General features: G+C 70.1%; 22 protein-coding genes. 6 read left to right on the forward strand and 16 right to left on the reverse strand.

Going from position 1 to position 20326, the window contains the following annotated elements:
- Window positions 1–6: 6 nt before the first annotated feature.
- Window positions 7–705 carry a DUF4097 family beta strand repeat-containing protein gene (locus EAS64_RS34945; protein WP_145860132.1) on the reverse strand — a complete coding sequence of 233 codons (699 nt, stop codon included), beginning with the start codon at window positions 703–705 and terminating at the stop codon, window positions 7–9.
- A gap of 173 nt (window positions 706–878) precedes the next feature.
- On the reverse strand, window positions 879–2720 hold the full coding sequence (locus EAS64_RS34950; RefSeq protein WP_145860134.1) for an alpha/beta hydrolase family protein: 1842 nt from the start codon (window positions 2718–2720) through the stop codon (window positions 879–881).
- 182 nt (window positions 2721–2902) lie between these two features.
- Here EAS64_RS34950 and EAS64_RS34955 point away from each other — a divergent pair, with 182 nt between their 5' ends.
- Entirely contained in the window at window positions 2903–6040 is a 3138-nt protein-coding gene (locus tag EAS64_RS34955) for a bifunctional [glutamine synthetase] adenylyltransferase/[glutamine synthetase]-adenylyl-L-tyrosine phosphorylase (protein WP_145860756.1), read from the forward strand.
- A gap of 424 nt (window positions 6041–6464) precedes the next feature.
- On the opposite strand, the gene EAS64_RS34960 is transcribed toward EAS64_RS34955, so the two are convergent.
- Window positions 6465–7334 carry a hypothetical protein gene (locus EAS64_RS34960; RefSeq protein WP_145860136.1) on the reverse strand — a complete coding sequence of 290 codons (870 nt, stop codon included), beginning with the start codon at window positions 7332–7334 and terminating at the stop codon, window positions 6465–6467.
- Between the two features lie 59 nt (window positions 7335–7393).
- On the reverse strand, window positions 7394–7726 hold the full coding sequence (locus EAS64_RS34965) for a hypothetical protein (protein WP_145860138.1): 333 nt from the start codon (window positions 7724–7726) through the stop codon (window positions 7394–7396).
- Between the two features lie 76 nt (window positions 7727–7802).
- Here EAS64_RS34965 and EAS64_RS34970 point away from each other — a divergent pair, with 76 nt between their 5' ends.
- Window positions 7803–8600 carry a DUF6597 domain-containing transcriptional factor gene (locus EAS64_RS34970; protein ID WP_145860140.1) on the forward strand — a complete coding sequence of 266 codons (798 nt, stop codon included), beginning with the start codon at window positions 7803–7805 and terminating at the stop codon, window positions 8598–8600.
- Between the two features lie 26 nt (window positions 8601–8626).
- Here the strand turns inward: EAS64_RS34970 and EAS64_RS34975 are convergent, their stop codons facing one another.
- Window positions 8627–10585, reverse strand: a complete 1959-nt coding sequence (locus EAS64_RS34975; protein WP_145860142.1) for a DUF222 domain-containing protein — start codon at window positions 10583–10585, stop codon at window positions 8627–8629.
- Between the two features lie 298 nt (window positions 10586–10883).
- Between EAS64_RS34975 and EAS64_RS34980 the strand changes: the two genes are divergently transcribed.
- Complete coding sequence (locus tag EAS64_RS34980; RefSeq protein WP_145860144.1) at window positions 10884–11540, forward strand: dihydrofolate reductase family protein; 657 nt, start codon at window positions 10884–10886, stop codon at window positions 11538–11540.
- Between the two features lie 28 nt (window positions 11541–11568).
- On the opposite strand, the gene EAS64_RS34985 is transcribed toward EAS64_RS34980, so the two are convergent.
- From EAS64_RS34985 to EAS64_RS34995, 3 genes are all read right to left on the reverse strand, one after another.
- The gene (locus EAS64_RS34985) at window positions 11569–12387 is read right to left on the reverse strand and encodes a GNAT family N-acetyltransferase (protein WP_222849842.1); all 819 of its coding nucleotides are present in this window, start codon (window positions 12385–12387) and stop codon (window positions 11569–11571) included.
- Between the two features lie 60 nt (window positions 12388–12447).
- A complete protein-coding gene (locus EAS64_RS44115; RefSeq protein ID WP_187366402.1) occupies window positions 12448–12987 on the reverse strand; it encodes a hypothetical protein in 540 nt (179 codons plus the stop codon).
- 130 nt (window positions 12988–13117) lie between these two features.
- The gene (locus tag EAS64_RS34995) at window positions 13118–13573 is read right to left on the reverse strand and encodes a cytidine/deoxycytidylate deaminase family protein (protein WP_145860146.1); all 456 of its coding nucleotides are present in this window, start codon (window positions 13571–13573) and stop codon (window positions 13118–13120) included.
- 266 nt (window positions 13574–13839) lie between these two features.
- On the opposite strand from EAS64_RS34995, the gene EAS64_RS35000 reads away from it, so the two are divergent.
- Window positions 13840–14154 (forward strand): hypothetical protein, encoded by a 315-nt coding sequence (locus EAS64_RS35000; RefSeq protein ID WP_145860148.1) that lies wholly within the window; start codon window positions 13840–13842, stop codon window positions 14152–14154.
- A 41-nt stretch (window positions 14155–14195) separates the two neighbouring features.
- Here EAS64_RS35000 and EAS64_RS35005 read toward each other — a convergent pair whose 3' ends face one another.
- Window positions 14196–14393, reverse strand: coding sequence for a hypothetical protein (locus tag EAS64_RS35005; RefSeq protein WP_145860150.1), 198 nt, complete (start codon window positions 14391–14393; stop codon window positions 14196–14198).
- Between the two features lie 203 nt (window positions 14394–14596).
- On the opposite strand from EAS64_RS35005, the gene EAS64_RS35010 reads away from it, so the two are divergent.
- Window positions 14597–14779: a YegP family protein gene (locus EAS64_RS35010; protein ID WP_145860152.1), complete on the forward strand. Its 183-nt coding sequence runs from the start codon at window positions 14597–14599 to the stop codon at window positions 14777–14779.
- A 54-nt stretch (window positions 14780–14833) separates the two neighbouring features.
- On the opposite strand, the gene EAS64_RS35015 is transcribed toward EAS64_RS35010, so the two are convergent.
- From EAS64_RS35015 to glnA, 5 genes are all read right to left on the reverse strand, one after another.
- Window positions 14834–15154 carry a DUF1048 domain-containing protein gene (locus EAS64_RS35015; RefSeq protein WP_145860154.1) on the reverse strand — a complete coding sequence of 107 codons (321 nt, stop codon included), beginning with the start codon at window positions 15152–15154 and terminating at the stop codon, window positions 14834–14836.
- A gap of 1 nt (window position 15155) precedes the next feature.
- Window positions 15156–15512: a DUF1048 domain-containing protein gene (locus EAS64_RS35020; protein ID WP_145860156.1), complete on the reverse strand. Its 357-nt coding sequence runs from the start codon at window positions 15510–15512 to the stop codon at window positions 15156–15158.
- Entirely contained in the window at window positions 15509–15835 is a 327-nt protein-coding gene (locus EAS64_RS35025; RefSeq protein WP_145860158.1) for a PadR family transcriptional regulator, read from the reverse strand. Before EAS64_RS35025 ends, EAS64_RS35020 begins: the two co-directional genes overlap by 4 nt.
- 84 nt (window positions 15836–15919) lie before the next feature.
- Window positions 15920–16222 carry a hypothetical protein gene (locus EAS64_RS35030; protein WP_145860160.1) on the reverse strand — a complete coding sequence of 101 codons (303 nt, stop codon included), beginning with the start codon at window positions 16220–16222 and terminating at the stop codon, window positions 15920–15922.
- Between the two features lie 289 nt (window positions 16223–16511).
- Window positions 16512–17939, reverse strand: coding sequence for a type I glutamate--ammonia ligase (glnA, locus tag EAS64_RS35035; protein ID WP_145860163.1), 1428 nt, complete (start codon window positions 17937–17939; stop codon window positions 16512–16514).
- Between the two features lie 334 nt (window positions 17940–18273).
- Here glnA and EAS64_RS46400 point away from each other — a divergent pair, with 334 nt between their 5' ends.
- A complete protein-coding gene (locus EAS64_RS46400; protein ID WP_145860164.1) occupies window positions 18274–18645 on the forward strand; it encodes an RDD family protein in 372 nt (123 codons plus the stop codon).
- Between the two features lie 58 nt (window positions 18646–18703).
- On the opposite strand, the gene EAS64_RS35045 is transcribed toward EAS64_RS46400, so the two are convergent.
- Together EAS64_RS35045 and EAS64_RS35050 are read right to left on the reverse strand one after the other, a co-directional pair.
- Window positions 18704–19396 (reverse strand): DUF4191 domain-containing protein, encoded by a 693-nt coding sequence (locus EAS64_RS35045; protein ID WP_246116008.1) that lies wholly within the window; start codon window positions 19394–19396, stop codon window positions 18704–18706.
- 173 nt (window positions 19397–19569) lie between these two features.
- Complete coding sequence (locus EAS64_RS35050) at window positions 19570–20262, reverse strand: maleylpyruvate isomerase N-terminal domain-containing protein (RefSeq protein ID WP_187366403.1); 693 nt, start codon at window positions 20260–20262, stop codon at window positions 19570–19572.
- Window positions 20263–20326 lie beyond the last annotated feature (64 nt).

Genomic DNA, 20326 nt, shown 5'->3' on the forward strand with positions numbered 1-20326 from the left:
CCGGAATCACGCCGGGTCGATCGAGATCGAGCCGAGGTCTGACCTGGCGCTGATCGAGTGCGCGGAACTGTCGCTCCGGTGCACGGTGACCGTCGCGCTCCCGACGAACGTGTGCGTGCTGATCCGGTACGCGGCAGAGCCTGGGACCGTCAGCGTGATCGGCCCGACGTTGGTGTTCGCCGTCAGGGACCGCGGCGCCGACGCGAAGGAGGCGAACACGCCGCCGGCGTTGGACGTGAACGAGGCGGTGGCCGACCGCAGTCCGACGGCCGTGATGAGCCCGGCGGCCGCCCGCGCCGACACCGTCCCGTTAAGCGAGGTCAGCGTGATGGCCCCGGCGCCTGCCGTCACCGTCACGGCGACGCCGCGCGGCACCTGGACGTCATACGTCACGCCGCAGACGATCTCGACGGGGCACGAGTAGGAGATCGTCAGCGTGCCCGCGCGGAGCGAATGTGTCGCATTCGGCGGCGTCTTGGAGTAGGACACCTGCTGCGACACCGTCACCGTGGAGCGCGATGACCCCGTCACGTCGATGGACCCGCTGCCGCCGTGGATGACCACCGCGCTAACCGGACCGGACACCGAGAACGCCTTGGCAGGCGGGTTGTGCGACGGCGCGCCAAGCGCGCCGAGCGTCCCGCAGCCTGCGAGCAGCGGCAGCACGGCGAGTGCCGCGGCGCGGGCCGCTGCGGACCGCGTCAAGGGGGGCATATCCCCAGATTCTCGCGGGTCAGCGGCTCGGCCGCAATCAGGCACGCGCTAGTCTGCCGCCTAGTCCTCATGGTCCGCGGCCCGCGCGGCCGGAACAATGATCATTGTGGGCCATGAGGCCACGCAGACCGGGCCGCCATGCGGCCTTATGGCCCACTACGAGTTCACTCCTCGTGCCGGCCGCCCAGGTACCGCGCGAGGAACTTCTCCGCCGCCGTGTAGAACTTGATCCGGTTCTCCGGCTTGGCGAACCCGTGGCCCTCGTCCGGGAACAGCAGGTACTCGTGGTCGATGCCGGCCTCGGTCAACGCGGCGACGATCTGCTCGGACTCCGCCTGCTTCACCCGCGGGTCGTTGGCGCCCTGCGCGATCAGCAGCGGAATCCGGATGTCGTGCGCACGGGACAGCGGTGAGCGCGACCACAGGAACTCCTGGTCGGTCTCCGGGTTGCCGACCCGCCGGTACAGCTGGGCGATCATCGGCGCCCAGTACGGCGGGATGGTCTCGAGCAGCGTCTTGAGGTTGGACGGCCCGACGATGTCCACCGCGCAGCAGAAGACGTCGGGCGTGAACGCCGCGCCGACAAGCGCCGCGTAGCCGCCGTAGGAACCGCCGTAGATTGCCACCTTCGACCGGTCGGCCCAGCCCTTGGACACCACGTAGTCGACGGCGTCGATCAGGTCGTCGTGCATCTTGCCGCCCCACTCCCGGTCGCCGGCGGCGACGAACGCCTTGCCGTACCCGGTGGAGCCCCGGTAGTTCACCTGGACGCACAGGTAGCCGCGGTTGGCCAGCCATTGCGCCTCGGGGTTGTACCCCCAGGCGTCGCGGACCTGCGGGCCGCCGTGCACGTTGACCACCGCAGGCAGGTTCTCCCGGCCGAGGCCGGGCGGGAAGGTCGCGTAGCCGTGCACGACAAGGCCGTCCCGCGCGGTGAACGCGAACGGCTCCATGGCGGCCAGCTCGTATCCGGACAGGGCAGGCCGCGCCTCGAAAAGCAGCCGCCCGCTCTTCGCCGCGCGGTCAAACATAAAGTAAGTGACGGAGCCGGCGTCCACGTTGAACGCGATCAGCCAGGTCGTGTCCGCCTCGTCCCGGCCGGAGAAGCTCGGGTCGCCCGGGTGCAGCGCGCGCACCGCCTTCAGGTCGTCCTCGACGGACGGGTCGAGGACGGCGTACGTCATCCGGTCCTTGAGCACGGAGACGATCTGCGGGTCCCTGGTGTCCGGGTGCAGCAGCACGCCCGCGACGTCCGCCTCGGCGTCCTCGAAGAGCACCGCGGAGTCGCCAGTCGCCAGGTCGACCCGGGTCAGCCGCCCGGTGTCAGTGCCCGCCGCGCTGATCATCAGCAGCGACCGGCCGTCGCCGCTGAACGAGACCACGTCGGTGGAGGTCGCGTCCTCGGCGGGGATGGTCAGCAGGTGCCGGAACTGGTCCGCGGCGCTCTCCCGGATGAGCACGTTGAACGACCCGTCGGGCAGCGGCGCGATCGCGCACCTGACCACCAGGTCCTCGTCGGCGACCCACCCCGCGTAGCCGGGGTTCTCGATCTCCTTGACAAGCGCGCCGGAGACCAGGTCCAGCCGGTATACGTCGTGCAGCTGCGGGTTGTCCGCGTTGAGGCCGACGAGCACCTCGGTCGGCCGCCGCTTCGACGTGCCGATGATCGTCGCGTGGATCTTCTCGAACGGGGTCAGGTCGCGCCGCTCGAGCGTCTGCGGGTCGACGTCGTAAAGCCGCCAGTTCTCGTCGCCGCCGACGTCCTGGATGTACAGGAGGTGCCGGCCGTCCCGCGCCCAGGCGTACGCGCGGACGCCCCGGTCCCTGTCCTCAGTCACCACCCGAGCCGCGGCCCAGTCCACGCCGGAGTCGATCGGCGCCACCCACAGGTTAAGCACGCCCTCGTCCGGGGCGATCCAGGCCAGCGAGCCGCCATCCGGTGAGATCTCAGGACTGGTCCGCTCGGGGTTGCCGAAAAGTACGCTGCGCGGGATCAAGTCGACCATGCCCTCATGCCTATCACACGTGCAGGCGCAGCCTGGCCTGGCGCGAGTCAGCCGAACCCGTTCGGGATCAGCAGTCGTGGAAGCGGCGGGTTACGGGCGCGTTTCCCGGCCTGCCGGATTGCCGGTATACGCTCTTGATCGTGAGCGGCGCGCGTACCTCGCTGTCCGGGTGGCTGGCCAGGATGGGCTTCGCCGACGTCCCGAGGGCGGAACGCGATCTTGCCGCGCTCGGGATCGGCGGCGAGGTCCAGCCCGTCCTCGTCGCGCTCGCCCAGGCCGCCGATCCCGACCTGGCCCTGTCCGGTCTCGCGCAGATCGCCTCGCGGTACGAGGGGCTTATCGCCGCGCTCACCAATGACCCGTCGTTCCGTGCCCGGCTGATCGCGGTGCTCGGTGTCAGCAAGTTCCTTGCCGACCATCTCACCCGCCATCCGGAAGACAGCGCGCTGCTGCGCGGGCCGGAGGCGGCCCGCAGGCCCGACGCGAAGGCGATCCGGGCCGAGTTCCTCCGCGCCGTCGGGGCCGGCCCCGACGACACCGAGCCGGTCGCGAGCGACCCGTCGGGGGCGCCCGCGGCCCTCGCCGCCGCCTACCACCGGCGGATCCTGCACCTGACCGCCCGCGACATGACGGACGTCGCGACCGTCGACGAAGTGGCCGAGGAACTCGCCGACCTGGCCGACGCGGTGCTCGAATCGGCGCTCGCCATCGCCCGCGCCGAGCTGCCCGCGGACGCCGCGCCGGTGCGGCTCGCGGTGGTCGCGATGGGCAAGTGCGGCGCACGGGAGCTGAACTACTCCAGCGACATCGACGTGATCTTCGTGGCGGAGCCGGTACCGCGTCCCGACGGCAGTCCGGCGAATGAGGAGGCCGCGCTCAAGACGGCCACCAGGCTCGCCACCGGCCTGATCAAAGCCTGCGACCAGGTCACGCCCGAGGGCACGCTGTTCCCCGTCGACCCGAACCTGCGCCCGGAGGGCCGCCAGGGCACGCTGGTCCGCACCCTCGCCAGCCACCTGGCCTACTACGATCGGTGGGCGAAGACCTGGGAGTTCCAGGCACTGCTCAAGGCCCGGCCCGCGGCGGGCGACCTGACGCTCGGCAGGCGCTACGCGGACGCGGTGGCGCCGCTTGTGTGGCAGGCGTCCGCGCGGGAGAACTTCGTCGAGGACGTGCAGTCGATGCGCCGCCGGGTGCTCAACACGCTGCCGAAGAACATGGCGGGCCGCGAGCTCAAGCTGGGCCCTGGCGGGCTGCGCGACATCGAGTTCGCCGTCCAGCTGCTGCAGCTCGTGCACGGCCACACCGATGAGCGGCTGCGCGTCCCCGCCACGCTGCCCGCGCTCGCCGCCCTCGCGGACAACGGCTACGTGGGCCGCGCGGACGCCGAGGAACTGGCCACGGCGTACCGCTTCCTGCGGCAGACCGAGCACCTGCTTCAGGTCTACCAGCTCCGCCGCACCCACACGCTGCCGACCGACGCTGCCGTGCTGCGCCGCCTCGGCCGGGCGCTCGGCACTGGCGTCAGACCGATGATCCCGAACGTGCGCGTGGCACCGCCCGACGGGCACGCTCCTGTCGCACCCAAGGTGCCGCCGGGCGGCGCGCGCCAGGCCGCCCCGGCCCGCGCCGACCTCGCGAAGCCGCCGGAGGAGGCGTTCAACGAGGCCTGGTCGAAGACCGCGCAGCGAGTGCGCAGGCTGCACGAGAAGCTCTTCTACCGGCCGCTGCTCGACGCGGTGGCGAAGCTGCCCACCGAGGCGGCGCGGCTCACCCCCGAGGCGGCCATGGCTCGCCTTGAGGCGCTCGGCTACCGTGACCCGGCGGGCGCGCTGCGCCACATCGAGGCGCTGACCTCCGGCCTGCGCCGCCGTGCCGCGATCCAGCGGACCCTGCTGCCCGTGCTGCTCGGCTGGTTCGCGGACGCCGCGGAGCCGGACGCTGGCCTGCTCGCGTTCCGCCAGGTCAGCGAGGCACTCGGGGAGACTCCCTGGTTCCTTCGGCTGCTGCGCGACGAGACCAAGGCCGCGGAGCGGATGGCCGCCGTGCTCGCGTCGAGCCGGTACGCGACCGGCCTGCTGCTGCGGGCGCCCGACGCGGTGGCGCTGTTCGCCGACGACGCCGAGCTGGTGCCCAAGCCGCTCGACGCGCTGCGCGCCGAGATGCTGGCGGCGGCGCGGCGGCATGCCGGCGACGCGGAGCAGGTCGCGGTCGCGGTCCGCTCGCTGCGCCGCCGCGAGCTGTTCCGCGTCGCGGTCGCGGACGTGCTCGGCCTGATTGACCTGTCGGAGACCGGCGAGGCACTGACCGCGATCACCACGGCGTCGCTCGACGCCGTGCTCACCGCGACGATCGCGAAGATCGAGACCGAACAGCGCGGGCCGCTGCCGGTCAGGTTCGCGGTCATCGCGATGGGCCGCTACGGCGGTCACGAATCCGGATTCGGCAGCGACGCCGACGTCATCTTCGTGTTCGACCCGCTGCCCTTCGAGGACGCTGCGGGGGAGCGACGCGCCTCCGAGGCCGCGCAGGCGGTCGGCGCCGAGCTGCGCAGGCTGCTGCAGATCCCGGCGCCCGACCCGCCACTGCTCGTCGACGCGGACCTGCGCCCCGAGGGCAAGCAGGGCCCGCTTGTCCGCTCGCTTGGCGCCTGCGAGGCCTACTACGCGCGCCGCGCGGCCGTCTGGGAATGGCAGGCGCTGCTGCGCGCCGAGTTCGCCGCGGGCGACACCGAGCTCGGCGCGAAGTTCATCGCGGTCGCGGACAAGTACCGCTACCGGAGCGGCGGCCTCACCGAGGCCGCCGCGCGGGAGATCCGCCGGATCAAGGCCCGCGTCGAGGCCGAGCGGATACCGCGTGGCACCGACCGCGCGCTGCACCTCAAGCTCGGCCCCGGCGGCCTGTCCGACGTGGAGTGGACCGTCCAGTTGCTGCAGCTGCAGCACGGCCACGCGGTGCCCGGCCTGCGCACCACCAGAACCCTGGCCGCCCTCGACGCGGCGCTGGATGCCGGCCTCGTCACCGAGTCCGACGCCACCGCGCTCAGCGAGGCCTGGCGGTTCGCCGCACGGATCAGGGACGCGATCATGCTGGTCCGCGGCCGCCCCGGCGACACCCTGCCGGCCAGGCAGGACGAGCTAACCGCGGTAGCCAGGCTGCTCGGCTACAAGCCGGCCGCATCCAACGGTTCGGCCCCGCACGTCGACACGTCGAACGGACCGTCCTCCTGGTCAGACACCCCGGCGGCGGCCCTCGAGGAGGAGTACCGCCGCACCGCCCGCCGCGCCCGTAAGGTCATGGACCGCCTGTTCTACGGCTAACCCGGGCAGCGTGTCACGGTCCGTACTTGAGCACGGCGGTAGTGAGGTCCACGGAGTCCACCTCGCCGGTTGCCCACAGCGAGCGGGTACCAGATCCCGCCTCGCCCGTCGGACGCGACCGGCGCGCCGGTGATCGGGTGGCCGCCGAACGGGAGGCTGACCCGCGTCCACGACGTGCCGTTCCAGTGCACGAGGAACCCAGGCCGGACCGGCAGCCGGACCGACGGCCGGGTTGGCGGCCCGCACCGCCGCGGTCGCCGCGCTTCCTCCGGCGAACAGCACCGCGGTGCTGGCGGCGAGCACGGGCAGCATGCGCCGGGCTGGTGGCTTGGGCAAAGGGGACCGCCAATCCGCGCGATAGCCAGCGCCTCGAGGTGTGTTACCGGCGCAAAGCATCTCACACAGGCCGGACGTTCCCGGAATGTCAGCCCCGGCCGTTGGCGCGCAGGATGCGCAGGTTCTCCACCGTCAGGAAGCCGCGCCAGTCGGCCGCCGCGGCCGGAGACCAGGCCATCCAGTTGAACGTCCAGCCGCCGTCCTCGCGCTGCGCCCCGGCCAGGTGGTCCAGGTGCGCCTCGATGACGACAGGCTCGAACAGCCGCCTGGCCATCGAGTCGGGGAGCGGCGCGAACTCGAGCGGGCTCTGGATCTCGCCAGGCGCGTCTGGGTCGAGGGTGACGATGCCGCGCGACAGCAGCAGCGGCCCGACCCGGTCGAACACCGACTCGGCCCGCGCCCGGTCGGGCACGTTCTCGAGGAACGCGAGCACGCCGAACATCTCGTAGCCGCCCGGCTCGGCCAGCGCTTCGAGCCGCGACCACATCAGCTCGGTGGCCCGGTCGCGCCACGGATGCTCAAGCCCGCGCGCGTAAAGCAGGCCGGCGATCTGCCCGGTCTGGATCAGCGACGCCGGATTGCCCTCGGCGGCCACCCACCACGGCGCGTGCGGCCCCTCGGACACCGAAGGCAGGACGAACGTCGCGCCGCCCTCGGCGGGCTCGACGGTGACCAGCCAGTCGACCGCTTCCCTGGCCAGCGTCTCGTCCCACGCGTCGCAGGTGTCCATGATCCGCAGCGCCATCTCCACCGCGGCGGGCTGGCTGGCGGGGGTGCGGCAGTCGGGTTCGATGCCGTGCCCGAACCCGCCGTCGGCGTTCCGGTAGGCGGCGACCGCGTCCCGCACCGGCTCGGCGACGCCGCCGCAGAACAGCCGCTGGAACATCCGCTTGTCGAGCACTCGCGCGTTGCCGGCCAGGAAGTCCGCGGCCGCGTCGAAATCTGGAGTCTTGTTCACGAGCCCATCACATCACCCGGTTGCCCCGGCCGTATTGAACGAAACGGCCGTGCTGAATCTCAGCGCGGTGGCCAGGCGCTGGCCCGCAGCGGGTCGGCTTCCGGGTCGTCGCGGTACCCGGCGGGCCGCCGTCGCGGCGGGACGGGCTCCCGCCGCCCGATCTCGTCCAGGATCGGCCTGATGATCGCCTCGTACGCGACCGGGTTGTACCTGGCGTGGATGGCCCGGAGCACACCCTTGCCGCTCGCCTCGCCGATCAGCTCCTTGAGCAGCCGGTAGTCGACGTCCTCACCCTCGGCAAGCCGGTGGTACACGCACTGCGCGATGGAGGCCACAGCCGGCTGGCCCGCCGACTCAGTCAGCACCATGAGCGTCGCGTCCTTCAGGTCCATGCGCAGATCCTACGCATTTGCGACCGACGGCAAGAGGCATTGGCGAGCCCGCGGCGGGAGATGGCATCCTGGCAGCATGAGGCTGACAGGCGTTAGGCCGTCGCCGGCGAGCTGGGTACCCCCCGTTGCCTGGCTCGCCCCCGGGTACGCGGAGTGGCGGCCGCCCGCCGCGCTGCGCGGCCAGGTGGCGTGCCTGTGGCTGAGCGTCATCCCGGATCGGCCCCAGGGCAGCGGGCTCATCTTGCCCGACGGCTGCAGCGACTTGATCTGGGAGCAGGGCGCGGGCGCCTCCGTTGCCGGGCCGGACACCGGCCCGTTCACCGCGGGAAACCAGGCGCCCGGCGCTGTCATCGTCGGCATCCGCTTCCGCCCGGCCGCCGGCGGCCAGGTGCTCGGCCTCCCGCTCAGCGAACTCCGCGACCAGCGCGCACCGCTCGCCGACGTGCTTCCCGGCCAGGCCGCCTCGACCCGGCTCCCCGCCGACCTGAGCCCCGCCGAGGCCGCCACCCGCCTGCTCGACCTGACCGGCAGGCTGATTGCGGATGGCGCGGCCGATCACGCCATCGCCCGTGCCGCGACCCTGCTCCGCGACCCCGCCGCCCGCACCGAGGAAGTAGCCGGCCTGGTGGGCCTCAGCGAGCGCCAGCTCCGCCGCCGCAGTCAGGCCGCCGCGGGCTATGGCCCCAAGACACTGCAGCGGGTCCTCCGCTTCCAGCACTTCGTCCGCCTGCTCGACGCGTCGCCCGTCCTCCCCGACCTGGCCGACGCGGCCGTCCGCACGGGCTACGCCGACCAGCCGCACCTAACTCGCGAGTGCCGCGCCCTGTCCGGCCGCACCCCCGCCGCCCTGCACCGCCTCCGCCGCCCGGCCTAGGGCGATGAGCCTCTGTCCCGGCTCGCCTAGACCGGGTATCGCTTGGGCCCCTGCGTGTAGCTCCGCCCGGTCGGCGTCGTCCACTCATGCCAGCCTGGCCGGGGCTGGGTGAGGTTCCATCCGGGTGACTGTTTGACGCGGTGGCATTGCCTGCTGCGTGATCCGGCGTTGCACGCGCAGGTTCTGCCTCCCTTGTCGTAGGGCGTCGCGTGCTCGAAGTCGGTTTCCCTGGCGTGGCGGGAGCAGGGCGGGAAGGTGCATTCCCCGTCGCGTACCTGGACGAGGTGGCGCAGGGTGTCGTTGGGCTGGTAGGCGTGCGATTCGTGGCGGTGGTGGCAGTCGAATGTGGGCATCGGCTCAAGTGCGACGGCGAACCGCCTGCCGTCGGGCAGGGTGAGCGTCCAGCGCCCGGAGCCGCCCGGCGGTCCGGGGTCGTCGTCGCAAGTGAAGCGCCACGCAGATCTGCCTGGCGGCCCGACCGCCCCAGCCAGCGATTTCAGCCGGCTGGCGGTGATCGTCAGCTGCACCCGGGCGGGCAGCCCGGGTCTTGCGCTGTACCCGAAATCATCCTGGCGGGTCTGGCGTCGTGCCGGGCGGGCGCAGCCGTGGCCGATCGCGATCCCGTCGGTGTCGGTGACGGTGAAGCACAGCCGGGTCGCCGGGCTGGCGATGGCGGCGGCGGCCAGGTCGCGGCAGAGTTCGGGGTCGAGCGGCCCGAGGCCGTGGCCCTCGCCGGGCCGTTCCCCGAGGCCGAGCAGCGTGGCCAGCGGCAGCACCAGATCGGTCAGGCGTGGCGGCGATGACTGTCCGGCGGGTCCGTCGCTGGCGGGACGGTCGCCTGCCGGGCGGCCGTCGGCGGGACCCTCGCCGCCCGGGCCGCAGTCGTCCGCTGCGCCTCGGTCGCCGCCGCGTGCTGCGTCCGGATCGTCGCCGTCGCCGATGTCGAGTCCGGTGCCGCGTGCCTGGTCCGGGTCTTGGCTGCCGGCGCTGCCCGGGTCTTGGCTGCCTGCGGTGTCCGGCTGGCGACTGGCGGGCGGGGTGTTTGCGGTGCCGGGTCCCTCGCCGGCGGCCGCGCCGGGCCGGGACTCGGTCGCGAGCTGGCCGCAGGCGATGCGGGATCTGGCGCTGGTGCCGTTGATGAGATCCAGATACGCGGTGGCGCGCAGCTGGTCCATCCGCGCCTCGCCGAACACCCCGGAGTCCTGGTATTCGGCGGCCCGCTCGCCCACCCGGGCGTGCGCGGCCAGGGCCTGGCCGGTGGGCAGGTCCCGGCCGGACAGCCCCGCGGCGCCTGATTCCTCGCGGAACAGCAGCACCCGGCTCCGGTTGCGCTCGGCTTCCTCGCGGCGGCGGGCCGCCGATTGCGGATCCACTGTGATCGCGGCCTGCTCGGCGAGCCTGGCGACCTGGCTGTGGGTCTTGCCGGGCAGTTCCGGCGCGATCATCGCCTCGGCGGCGGCCGTGTCTTCGTCGGTGAGCGGGCCGAGGGCCTGGTCGATGGCGCGTGCCTTGGCCAGGGTGAGGTCGCCAGCGGCGAGCAGCTCCCCGGTGGCGGGGAGCCGGGCGTGCAGGTCCCAGGCGAGCCACATCAGGTTCTCCGCCGAGGTCACTGACATCGCCAGGGCGGCGGCGACCTCGTGGGTGAGCGATCTGGTCCAGCCTTCGGGCAGGCCGGCGCGGTAGCTCCCGCCGGGCAGCGGCTGGTCCTCGTCGCGGATCAGCGCCCGCAGCACGCCGAGCTTGCCCGCCGCCGCCCACGACTCCAGCGCCTGCCACCGGCGCAGCAGGCCGGTCATCTCGTCACGGGACAGGCCATCGCAGCGCCACCCGGCGCCGGAGGCGGCCTCGGCCGCGGCGGCCAGCGCCGCCGACACGGCGCACGCGTCCAGGCCGCCGCCGAGGGCGAACCCGGACGGTGACGGGGGAGCCGGACCGGGCCCGGGCGTGCCGCCCGTCCCGTCGTCCTGTCCCGGCTGCGGTCCCATCCGGATTCCCCTTTGTTCGATTTGCTGCTTACAAGTTCTAGTACTCGAATATTATCACTAATTCAAGATCATTATCTGCCGAAACACTATCCATACAGACAGTCTTTCCTAACCTCAGACGGAACCATTCACGCCCGTCCTCAGGAGAAACATTCACGCCGGACCGCAGGCGAAAGCATTCACACCTGGCAGGATGTTAGACACCGACGATGACTTTCGGCCCAGGTGATCGTCCTCACTGACGTCGGGCCACGGCACCGGGCCGGGTCGTCGTGAAGCAACGTGTCAGGAGGTCATCGTGCCGCGAGTGCGGGTGCACAACTTCTCGGTATCGCTGGACGGGTTCGGCACCGGGGAGGGGCAAAGCCTGGATGCCCCGTTCGGGCATGCGGGGGTCCGGCTGCACGAGTGGTTCTTCGCGACCCGCACGTTCCACGCCATGCAAGGCCAGCCCGGCGGCAGTACCGGCATCGACGACGCGTTCGCCAGCGCCTGGGAAACGGGCATCGGCGCCGAGATCATGGGACGCGGCAAGTTCGGCCCCGATCACGGCCCCTGGCCGGACAAGGAGCCGGACAAGCAGTGGAACGGATGGTGGGGAGACAACCCGCCGTTCCACACCCCGGTTTTCGTCCTTACCCACCATCCCAGGCCCTCGGTTCCGATGGACGGCGGCACCACGTTCCACTTCCTCGACGCCAGCCCCGCCGAGGCGCTCGCACAGGCGCGTGCGGCCGCCGCCGGGGCAGACATCCGCATCGGCGGCGGCCCGTCCACCATCCGCGAATTCCTGTCCGCCGGACTCATCGACTACCTGCACATCGTCGTTGTGCCCATCGTGCTTGGGCGCGGGGAGCGGCTCTGGGACGGGCAAGAGGCGCTCGAAGACCACTTCCAGATCGAGGCCGTGCACAGCCCGAGCGGCGTCACCCACCTCACCCTAAGCAGACGCTGAGCACAGCTGAACAGGGCGGACCCGTCGCCTAGCCGTGGTCGTGCGGCTCGGCGATCATCGCCGTCCCGATCTCACGGAAGCCAAGCCGGCTGTACACCCGGGCCACCTCCGCGTCGGAGGCGGAAAGGAACACCGTCGACGCGCCGCGCGCCAGCGCGTCGGCGGCCAGCGCATGCGTGACCGCGGCACCAAGCCCGCGGCGTCGGCTGGCGGGCAGCACCCCGATCCCGGTGATCTCCGCGACCTCGCCGGCGAGCTGGTAGCTGCCCGCGGCGAGTGGCCCGTTCGGGCCGCCGGCCGCGGCGAGCACCGACTGCCCGGCGCGCAGCCGTTCCCGCAGCATGGAAATGGTGGCCGCGTCGTGGTCGGCGGCAATCTTGTCCCGCTCGGTGACGCCGGCCTCGCTGATGCCCGTGCCCGGGTGCCCGAACGCGACGGCAGGCACCGACCAGGCGAGCACCACGTCGGGGTCGTCGGCGCCGAGGATGCCGGCGGTCAGCCGCGGCGGCAGGTCCGGCGGCGCGTTGAGTGACTCGAGCACAAGCAGCGGGTGCTCATGCACATGCAGGCCCGCCTCGGCCGCCGCGAAGGCCATATCGGGCGCGGCCTGCTCGATCCACTCGAACGACTCAGGTATCAGCAGTTCCCGCTGCCTGGCCCGCGCGGCGCGGACATCGCCAGCGGACACACGGGGCCGCCTGCCGACACGCGGCCGCGCGTAGTACGGATAACCGGACCCGACGGGAATGAAGAGGACGAGGGAACCGATCGTCTCAATCCTGGCGCGCTGTCTCGGCACGGTGTCGCAAAAGACGTCAATCCGCCCGATCATCTCATCATCGCTCACAACGCCTCATACCTTAGGCGGGGTGCGCGCGGTCAGCCAAGCCCTTTACCGTCAGGACTCTCATGCCATCTGGAGCGGTCCCTGGCTTGGCGGCGTCGACTGACCAGACGCCCCGCCGGAACTGGAACCGGAACCGGAGCCGGAAGTGGAGCCTGAGCCAGCTCCAGGGCCAGCAGCGGAGCCGGCGCCCGAGCCAGCAACGGAACCGGAACCAGCGACGGACGCAGGCACCGCCGGCCCGTACACCTCGATCTCCGCGGGAGACAGGCCGAGCATGGTCGCCGCGTCGTGGAACGCGAACCCCTCGCGGGCCAGCGTCTCAAGCGCGCTCCGCGTCGCCCGGTTGGCCGCGTCGACGGCCATCCGCGCGGCATGCCGCGCCCGCAGCGCGTCCGCGACCGGCGCCGGAGCATCGGGGAGCACGTCGACCCTGATCGCCTCGGCAGGAATGTTGAGGGTACGCGAGATGACCTGCCTGGCCACCATCTCGGCCTGGCTCAGGTCGCGGATCTGCGCGCTCAGGCCCTCCACCTGCGGGATGCGGATCGTCCACCAGCGGCCGGCCCGCTCGCACAGCGCAGTGAAGGTTGTCGTCTCCATGAAATGCCCCTTATCACCGAGTCGTCGGTTCCCCCCAGCGCGGTGACTTGGAACCTTATGCTACCGGCGAGTAGCGAAAGTTGTCGGCGAACGTGCGCACTAGTGACAAAAAATCGCACAACACTCCTGCTCAGCGGACCAGATGCCGGTTCGGGGCGGCCGCCTCGGCGGCGAACTCCGGCAGTTCGGTGACCGGGATCCCCGCCGCCGTCAGCAGTTCGACCCCCTGGCAGTCCGCCACGAACAGCGCGGGCTCCCGCCAGGCGATCACCACCCGGGCCAGCCGGGCCGCGATGATCAGCTCGGTGCAGGTCCGCGGCCGGGAACTGCGCGCAGTGCACGGCTCGAGCGTGCTGTAGATGGTGGCACCGGCCAGCCGCGGGTCTCCGTCGGCGAGCTTGCCGAGTGCCGCCTCCTCCGCGTGCACCGCCAGATCGCCGCCCTCGCGGGAGAAACCGCGCGACAACTCCGCCCCGTCCGCGCCGACGATGACCGCGCCGACCGAGAAAGCGGTATCCGACGGCGGGCACTCCCGCGCCAGCGACACCGCGACCCGCATCCACCCCGAGTCATCCACGCCGCCCATCCTAACCGCGAGCTAAAACACGATTTCACCGAAAAAAGAATATCCAGCAGAACGGTTTCGTGCTAAACCTTTTCCCGACTCCCGCGACCTATGGCAGTCAAGGCATTAGCATTGACCTGCGCAAACAGCCGTTATTAAAAGCGGGCAAAAGTCGGCAAAGCCGCGCCAGCGGTTACTTCTCCATCGTCGCGTACGCACGTAAAGCCCGTGCGCAAATCGCTAGAAGGCGTCGCCGGAATACATCGTCTGACAAAAGTGAGGTCATCATGACCCTGGAGGCCCTCGCCGCCGGGACGCCCGTCGCCACCGTTGCCCAGGCGGCTTCGCACCTGACAGGTCGCCAGGTCGTCCCGGGCCTGGCGATCATCACGGTGCTCCTGCTCGCCCTGGTTATCTGGTTCGGTCCGAGGGACAGTGAGCGCGACCCCGGTGACTCACGGACCGCCGACGGGTCAGTTCACGCTGCTGATCTGCGCGATTCGCCCGAGGACTTCCCCGGCGCCGTCACCGGGGAGGAGGTCGGCGCGGTCTTTCCCGTTGTCGAGGATGCCCACGAAGGCGCAACCGCTCATCGGGAGTGAAACCGCAGCGGTAACCGTGCCGCCGGCTCGCGTCTGGAAGGTCAGGGTGAACCGGCCGCCGTAGTCCGCTGGGCAGCTCCAGGTGGAGTCGGCAGGCAGCGTGACATGCCGTTGATGAGCGACACGATGTCCCGCACCTGAGTGGCTGCGCTGATGGTGACGGGCCCGGCGGGCCGCACGACCGTCTGCGGAGAGAAGGTCACGCCAAGCGGCGGCACCGCGGAGGAGGGGAAAGCCATGCACCCCGCCAGGGCGATTGCCGCAACCGCGGTCGCGCCAATCGCAATCGTGACCCGCCGCATTCCAGCCGACATACCTATTGGACGCGCCAGGCGCGCCGCCGGTTTCACCCGCATCGTCGCGGGCAGTTCAAGCCGCGATCAATGTCATCGACGTGTGCCAATTGGGCCGACGGCAGTTCTCTCACGGGAGGAGTGAGGTTATGGCCGGCAAGTTCGAGGTATATCAGGACCGCTCTGGCAAGTATCGTTTCCGGCTAAAGGCGGGCAACGGCGAAGTAGTCGCCTCGGGAGAGGCGTATGAGACCAAGGCATCGGCGAAGGAAGGCTGCGAAGCCGTTAAGCGCGCCTCGGACGGCGCGTCCGTCGTCGAGGTCGAAAGCTAGCCGGCTTCCATCGCGATTCAGCGCCGGCCCGGGCGTTGCCCGGGCCGGCGCCAGCTAGCACTTGCCAGATTCCCCGCTGATGGACTGCTGATAGATGTCCGCGTAGGTGCGAGAGTCCTTGATGAGGTCGTCGCTGAAGGCGGCCACGTCGATGCCGATGAGTTCCAGTACTCCCTTGCCGGCCGCGACGCCCTCCTCGAAGAAGTCGACAAGCCCGGACAGCAGTGTCCCGTCAGACAGGTCGACCGGTCCGACCTTGAAGAAGTACCGCTGCATCTCCTTGTAGACGATCTGGTAGTCCGGCGGGAGCGCCTTGACCCGCGCCATGTGCACCCGCCACTGCTTCTTGCCCTCGATGATGTCTTGGATGCCCACGTCAGCCTCCCAGCCGGGCTAGTTTCCTCGCGACGTTCCTGTTCAACTGCTCGCGCCACCGGTCGCGATAGCTCCGGGCCCCTTCTCCGCCGGCCAGCGCCACGCAGAAGCCCTTGATGTCGTCGCCGAGCACCTCGTGAACGCTCTGCCCGTCCGCCGCTGATTCTTCGAGCAATCCCAGAGCGCCGTCGAGGACCGGCATCAGACTGCGGCCCGTGAAGCCCGCATAGGGGAAGAGGTGGACCTTGATCTGTTCCCACACCGCCCGGTAGTCGGCTGGCAATTCCTCGGCCCGGGCTTCGAATACCTTCCATTCCCTGGTGAGGTCGCTGCCCGTCACGGTCTCCCAGAAGGTCATCTCCCACCCTCCTTGAGCTTGTCGATTCGCGATGAGAGGTACTCCCATTTCGCCCAGAACCGCGCGAGTTCGTCGCGTCCCGCGTCGTTGAGCGCGTAGAACTTGCGCGGCGGGCCCAATCCGGATGGCCGCTTCGTCACCTGCACGAGCCCGTTCTTCTCCAGTCGCAGCAGAATGGTGTACACCGTCCCCTCGATGACATCGGCGAAGCCGAGTTCGTTCAGTCGGCGCGTGATGGCGTACCCGTAGGTCTCCTCGCCGCCGATGATTTCGAGCACGCAGCCCTCAAGCGTGCCCTTCAGCATCTCCGTCAGGTCATCCATCGCCGGCCTTCTTCCGCACTCTCGGTACTGCGTAGTACCGAGTACCACTACACGGTATCACAGAGTACTGGACAGTCCCGGGATTTACCAGCGCGGATCGTGATTAACGGGGGTCTGAACCATGACGGTCCGGTTCACCGGGAACCGCCGCCGCGGGCAGCGGAAGGCCGCTGAGCGCTTCCCTGATAGCCGCGCCGTATGTCCCGGACCGGTCATCGGCTTGTAAGGCTGAAAACCAGGGGGAAGTTCGGAGGTCTGCAGCATCCTGGCGGCCAGGTCGACAGGGCCGACGCCGGCTGCCCGAACGCCGGCGGGACTGGCAGCGCCTGCCAATGCGGACAGGAAGATCACGACGACCATAATCATCAGCCGCGATTTCTTGCCCATCGCCGCATTGCCCCCCGTCCGGCGGCCCGATGCACTGTAGCCGCCGCTTACCTCTCAGTTCGAGGCGGGATTTTCGTCATGCTAAAACTGTTGGACTATGCCGTCAATGCAGCCTGCCGGACTTCCGAAGACGCCGCACTTTCCGCGTCTTAGACCGGGAAAAAACGAAATGACGCTAACGCTAGACGGAGTGGTGAATGTGACACGGGATCGGGCGCGCGAAGCGAAAAGCCCGCAGCGAGGTCAAGAACCTCCCTGCGGGCTTCCGCGACTAACCAGCTAAGACCCGTCAGACGTCGAAGTACAGCTCGAACTCGTGCGGCGTCGGGCGCAGCCGCACCGCGTCGATCTCCTTCTCGCGCTTGTACGCGATCCAGGTCTCGATGAGGTCGTCGGTGAAGACACCGCCCTCGGTGAGGAAGGCGTGGTTCGCCTCGAGGTTGTCGAGCACCGCATCGAGCGAGCCGGGCACCATCGGGATCGAGGCGGCCTCGTCCGGCGGCAGCTCGTACAGGTCCTTGTCGACGGGCTCCGGCGGCTCGATCTTGTTCTTGATGCCGTCGATGCCCGCCATCAGCATCGCCGCGAAGGCGAGGTACGGGTTGGCGGACGGGTCGGGCACGCGGAACTCGATCCGCTTGGCCTTCGGGTTCGAGCCGGTGATCGGGATGCGGCAGCAGGCCGAACGGTTCCGGTTCGAGTAGACCAGGTTGACCGGCGCCTCGAAGCCCGGCACCAGGCGGTGGTAGGAGTTCACCGTCGGGTTGGTGAAGGCGAGCAGCGACGGCGCGTGCTTGAGCAGGCCGCCGACGTACCAGCGGCCGATGTCGGACAGGCCGCCGTAGCCCATCTCGTCGTAGAACAGCGGCGCGCCGTCCTTCCACAGCGACTGGTGGCAGTGCATGCCACTGCCGTTGTCGCCGAAGAGCGGCTTCGGCATGAACGTCACGGTCTTGCCGGCCGCACGCGCGACGGACTTGACGACGTACTTGTACAGCAGCAGCTTGTCGGCCTGCTCGAGCAGCTTGCCGAAGCGGATGTCGATCTCCGCCTGGCCGGCGGTGCCCACCTCGTGGTGCTGCATCTCGGTCACGATGCCGACCTCGATGAGCTTCTTGACCATCTCCGAGCGCAGGTCGGTGTAGTGGTCCATCGGGGGCACGGGGAAGTAGCCGCCCTTGTACGGGGGCTTGGCGCCGAGGTTGCCGCCCACCTCGTCGCGGCCGGTGTTCCACGCGCCCTCGATGGAGTCAACGTGGTAGTACCCCTCGTTCGACCCGGTGGAGAACCGCACCGAGTCGAAGATGTAGAACTCCGCCTCAGGCCCGAAGAACGCGGTGTCCGCGATGCCGGTGCCCTTGAGGTACTCCTCGGCCTTCGCGGCCACGTTGCGCGGGTCGCGGGAGTAGGCCGCGCCGGTCAGCGGGTCGAAGACAGAGAAGGTCAGGTTCAGCGTCTTGTGCTGGCGGAACGGGTCGAGCACGGCGGTCGTCGGGTCCGGGATCAGCAGCATGTCGGACTCGTGGATGGCCTGGAAGCCGCGAATCGACGAGCCGTCGAACATCCGGCCCTCGGTGAAGACGTCCGCGTCGAACGTCTGGACCGGGATCGTGAAGTGCTGGACCGTGCCCGGCAGGTCCGTGAACCTGACGTCAATGAACTCCACGTTTTCCTCAGCGATGAACCTGAGGACATCTTCAGCACTGCTGAACGACATCAACCCTCCCTGAACAGGGCGCGCATAGTGAGCTATAACTCGATTTCTTCGGCGGAATCGCTTCGGACAGTAGCCGTCGGCAATTTCCTGACCGTATCCCCGATGTTTCGTGAGTGTTACGCGTGCTCCACCGGTACCAGCCGCGCAACCGCCCCGGCCAGCTTCGACAACCCAGCCGCGGGCGGCGAGCGGATACCGTAGTCCTGTGGCTCAAGGACCCAGGAACCCGCGCACCAGGAACGCGACCAAGCCGGCCGCCGCGTCCGGTGCCGTTGTGGCCGATGATACGCCTGACTACCCCGGCAAGCGCTTCGGCTTGCCAAAGGAGGGTCCCATGTCGGTGGCCCCGATGGGCAGGCGGCTGATCGCGCTGCTCGTCGACTGGCTGCTGTGCTACCTGATCGCCTCGAGCATTGTGGGCCACAACATCGCCGCGGCGGGCGACGCGCACTACCGCGACGCCCAGCTGCTGACGCTGCTGCTGTTCGCCGTCGAGGTCTACCTGCTCACCGCGGTCAGCGGCCTGACGGTCGGCAAGCGCCTGCTCGGCATTCGGGTGATCCGCACCGACGGCGGCCGCCCCGGCTTCGGCTGGGCGGCGCTGCGCACCGTGCTGCTGCTTTTCGTCGTCCCCGCGTGCCTCACCGACCGTGACCAGCGCGGTCTGCACGACCGCGCCGCCGACACGATCGTGGTGCGGCTCTAGCCTCCCGGGGGACGACCTCCGTACCCCCGCTGTCGTGCGTCCTGCACGACGAAGGTGACTAGCGCTGCTGCTTGGGCATCTTCGGCATGCGGGCGCCCTTCGGCATCGGCCCCTTGGGCATCTGCATCGTCGGCGCCAGCGCCTTGAGCCGGTAGTTCAGGTCCGACACCGCGGCAGGCCGCAGCGTGCGGGGCAGCATGGTGATCTTTCGCTGCAGCTTGCTGACCGGGACCTGGCCCTCGCCGCTGCCGGCCTGGAACTCGTGAATCGGCACGCCGTGCGCGACCCGCTCGGTCTTCTTCCGCTCCGCGGCGAGCAGCGACGCGACCCGGGCGGGCACACCCTCGCCGACAAGCACCACGCCGGGCTTCCCGACCGCGCGGTGCACTACGTCCATGGTCCTGTTGCCCGCTACCGCGGGGGTGACCGTCCAGTCGCCGCGCATCGACTGGAGCACCGCGGCCGCCGCCCCGAGCTGACCGTCGATCGCCGAGTACTGTGCCTGCTGCGCGAACCGCCCGAACAGGATCATCGCCGTCATCACGCCGAGAATCACGCCAAGCGGGATGAAGAGGAAGGCCGGCCCGACCAGCAGCCCGAGAAGCACGAACACGGCGATGACGAGCACAGCGGAGCCGAAGATGATCGGCATCGCCCGCCGGTTCTGCTCGTTGACCAGCTTCGCGACCATGCGGATCTGCTTGAACCGCCCGGCCTTCGCGAGGTCCTCAGCGCTGTAATTGTCAACCACCGGCTCAGCCTTTCCAGTAACACGCGTGCCAACATCAGTGAGCATACGGTTTCGCGCCCACCGGGCTGTAACCGACGAGAGTCAAAGTCCCATACCCGTCAGTCCGAACGTGTTCGGCCGACTCCGTCCCGTCACCAGTGCCCCCGGGGCGTGGCAAAGCAGCAGGCGGGCGCCTATCCGAACGCGGGGAACGCGTCCGCCCGTTCGCCGAGGAACGTCCGGTCGGCGTCGCTCAGCGCGGCCCGTCCCGTCCCCTTGAGCAGGTATGTCGCGGGATCCCAGGCCGGCGGCCGCGCCGGGCTGCCGGTGAGCTCGTCCAAGGTGCGCAGCGCGAGCGTGAGCGCGTCGCGCCGTGGTCCTAGCCGCTCGCCGGGCAGGCGCGCGGTCAGGTCGAGCTGGTGGATCACCCACTCGGTCGTCCACATCGCCAGGATGTCGTCGGCGTCCATGACATGCCCCTGCAGCAGGAACGCCCCGGCCGGCGCGTTCCTGCTCATCGCCGCCGCCTGCCGCGCGGTGTCGGCGAAGTGCTGCCGCAGCCCGTCGGCGGTCGCGTACGCGCTGCCGTTCGCCCAGTGGAACCTGGCCTGCGCGTACGTGACGGGCTCGGTCGCGGGCGGCCAGTCGCGCCAGTAGCTGACGTAGTCCCTGTCGATGACATCCCCAGACGCGGCGGGCTCGGCGAAGCTGAGCGCGTGCTCGGCGAGCCCGAGCCGCATGTGCATCAGCAGGTGCGCCGCCAGCCAGCCCGAACATAGCGTCGGCGCCACCAGGTCAGAGTCGCTGAGCCCCGCCACCACGGCGGCAAGCCGCTCCACCTGTCCGGCCGCGATCTCCCTGATTCTCTCCGGTAGCCGTTCGCTCACGTTTGGCAAGCCTAGCGGTGGCCGGCCGTTGCCCGTGGTTGACTGGCCGCCACAGCCAGGACAT

This window comes from Trebonia kvetii (assembly GCF_007827045.1).
In the GTDB taxonomy this organism is placed as follows: domain Bacteria; phylum Actinomycetota; class Actinomycetes; order Streptosporangiales; family Streptosporangiaceae; genus Trebonia; species Trebonia kvetii.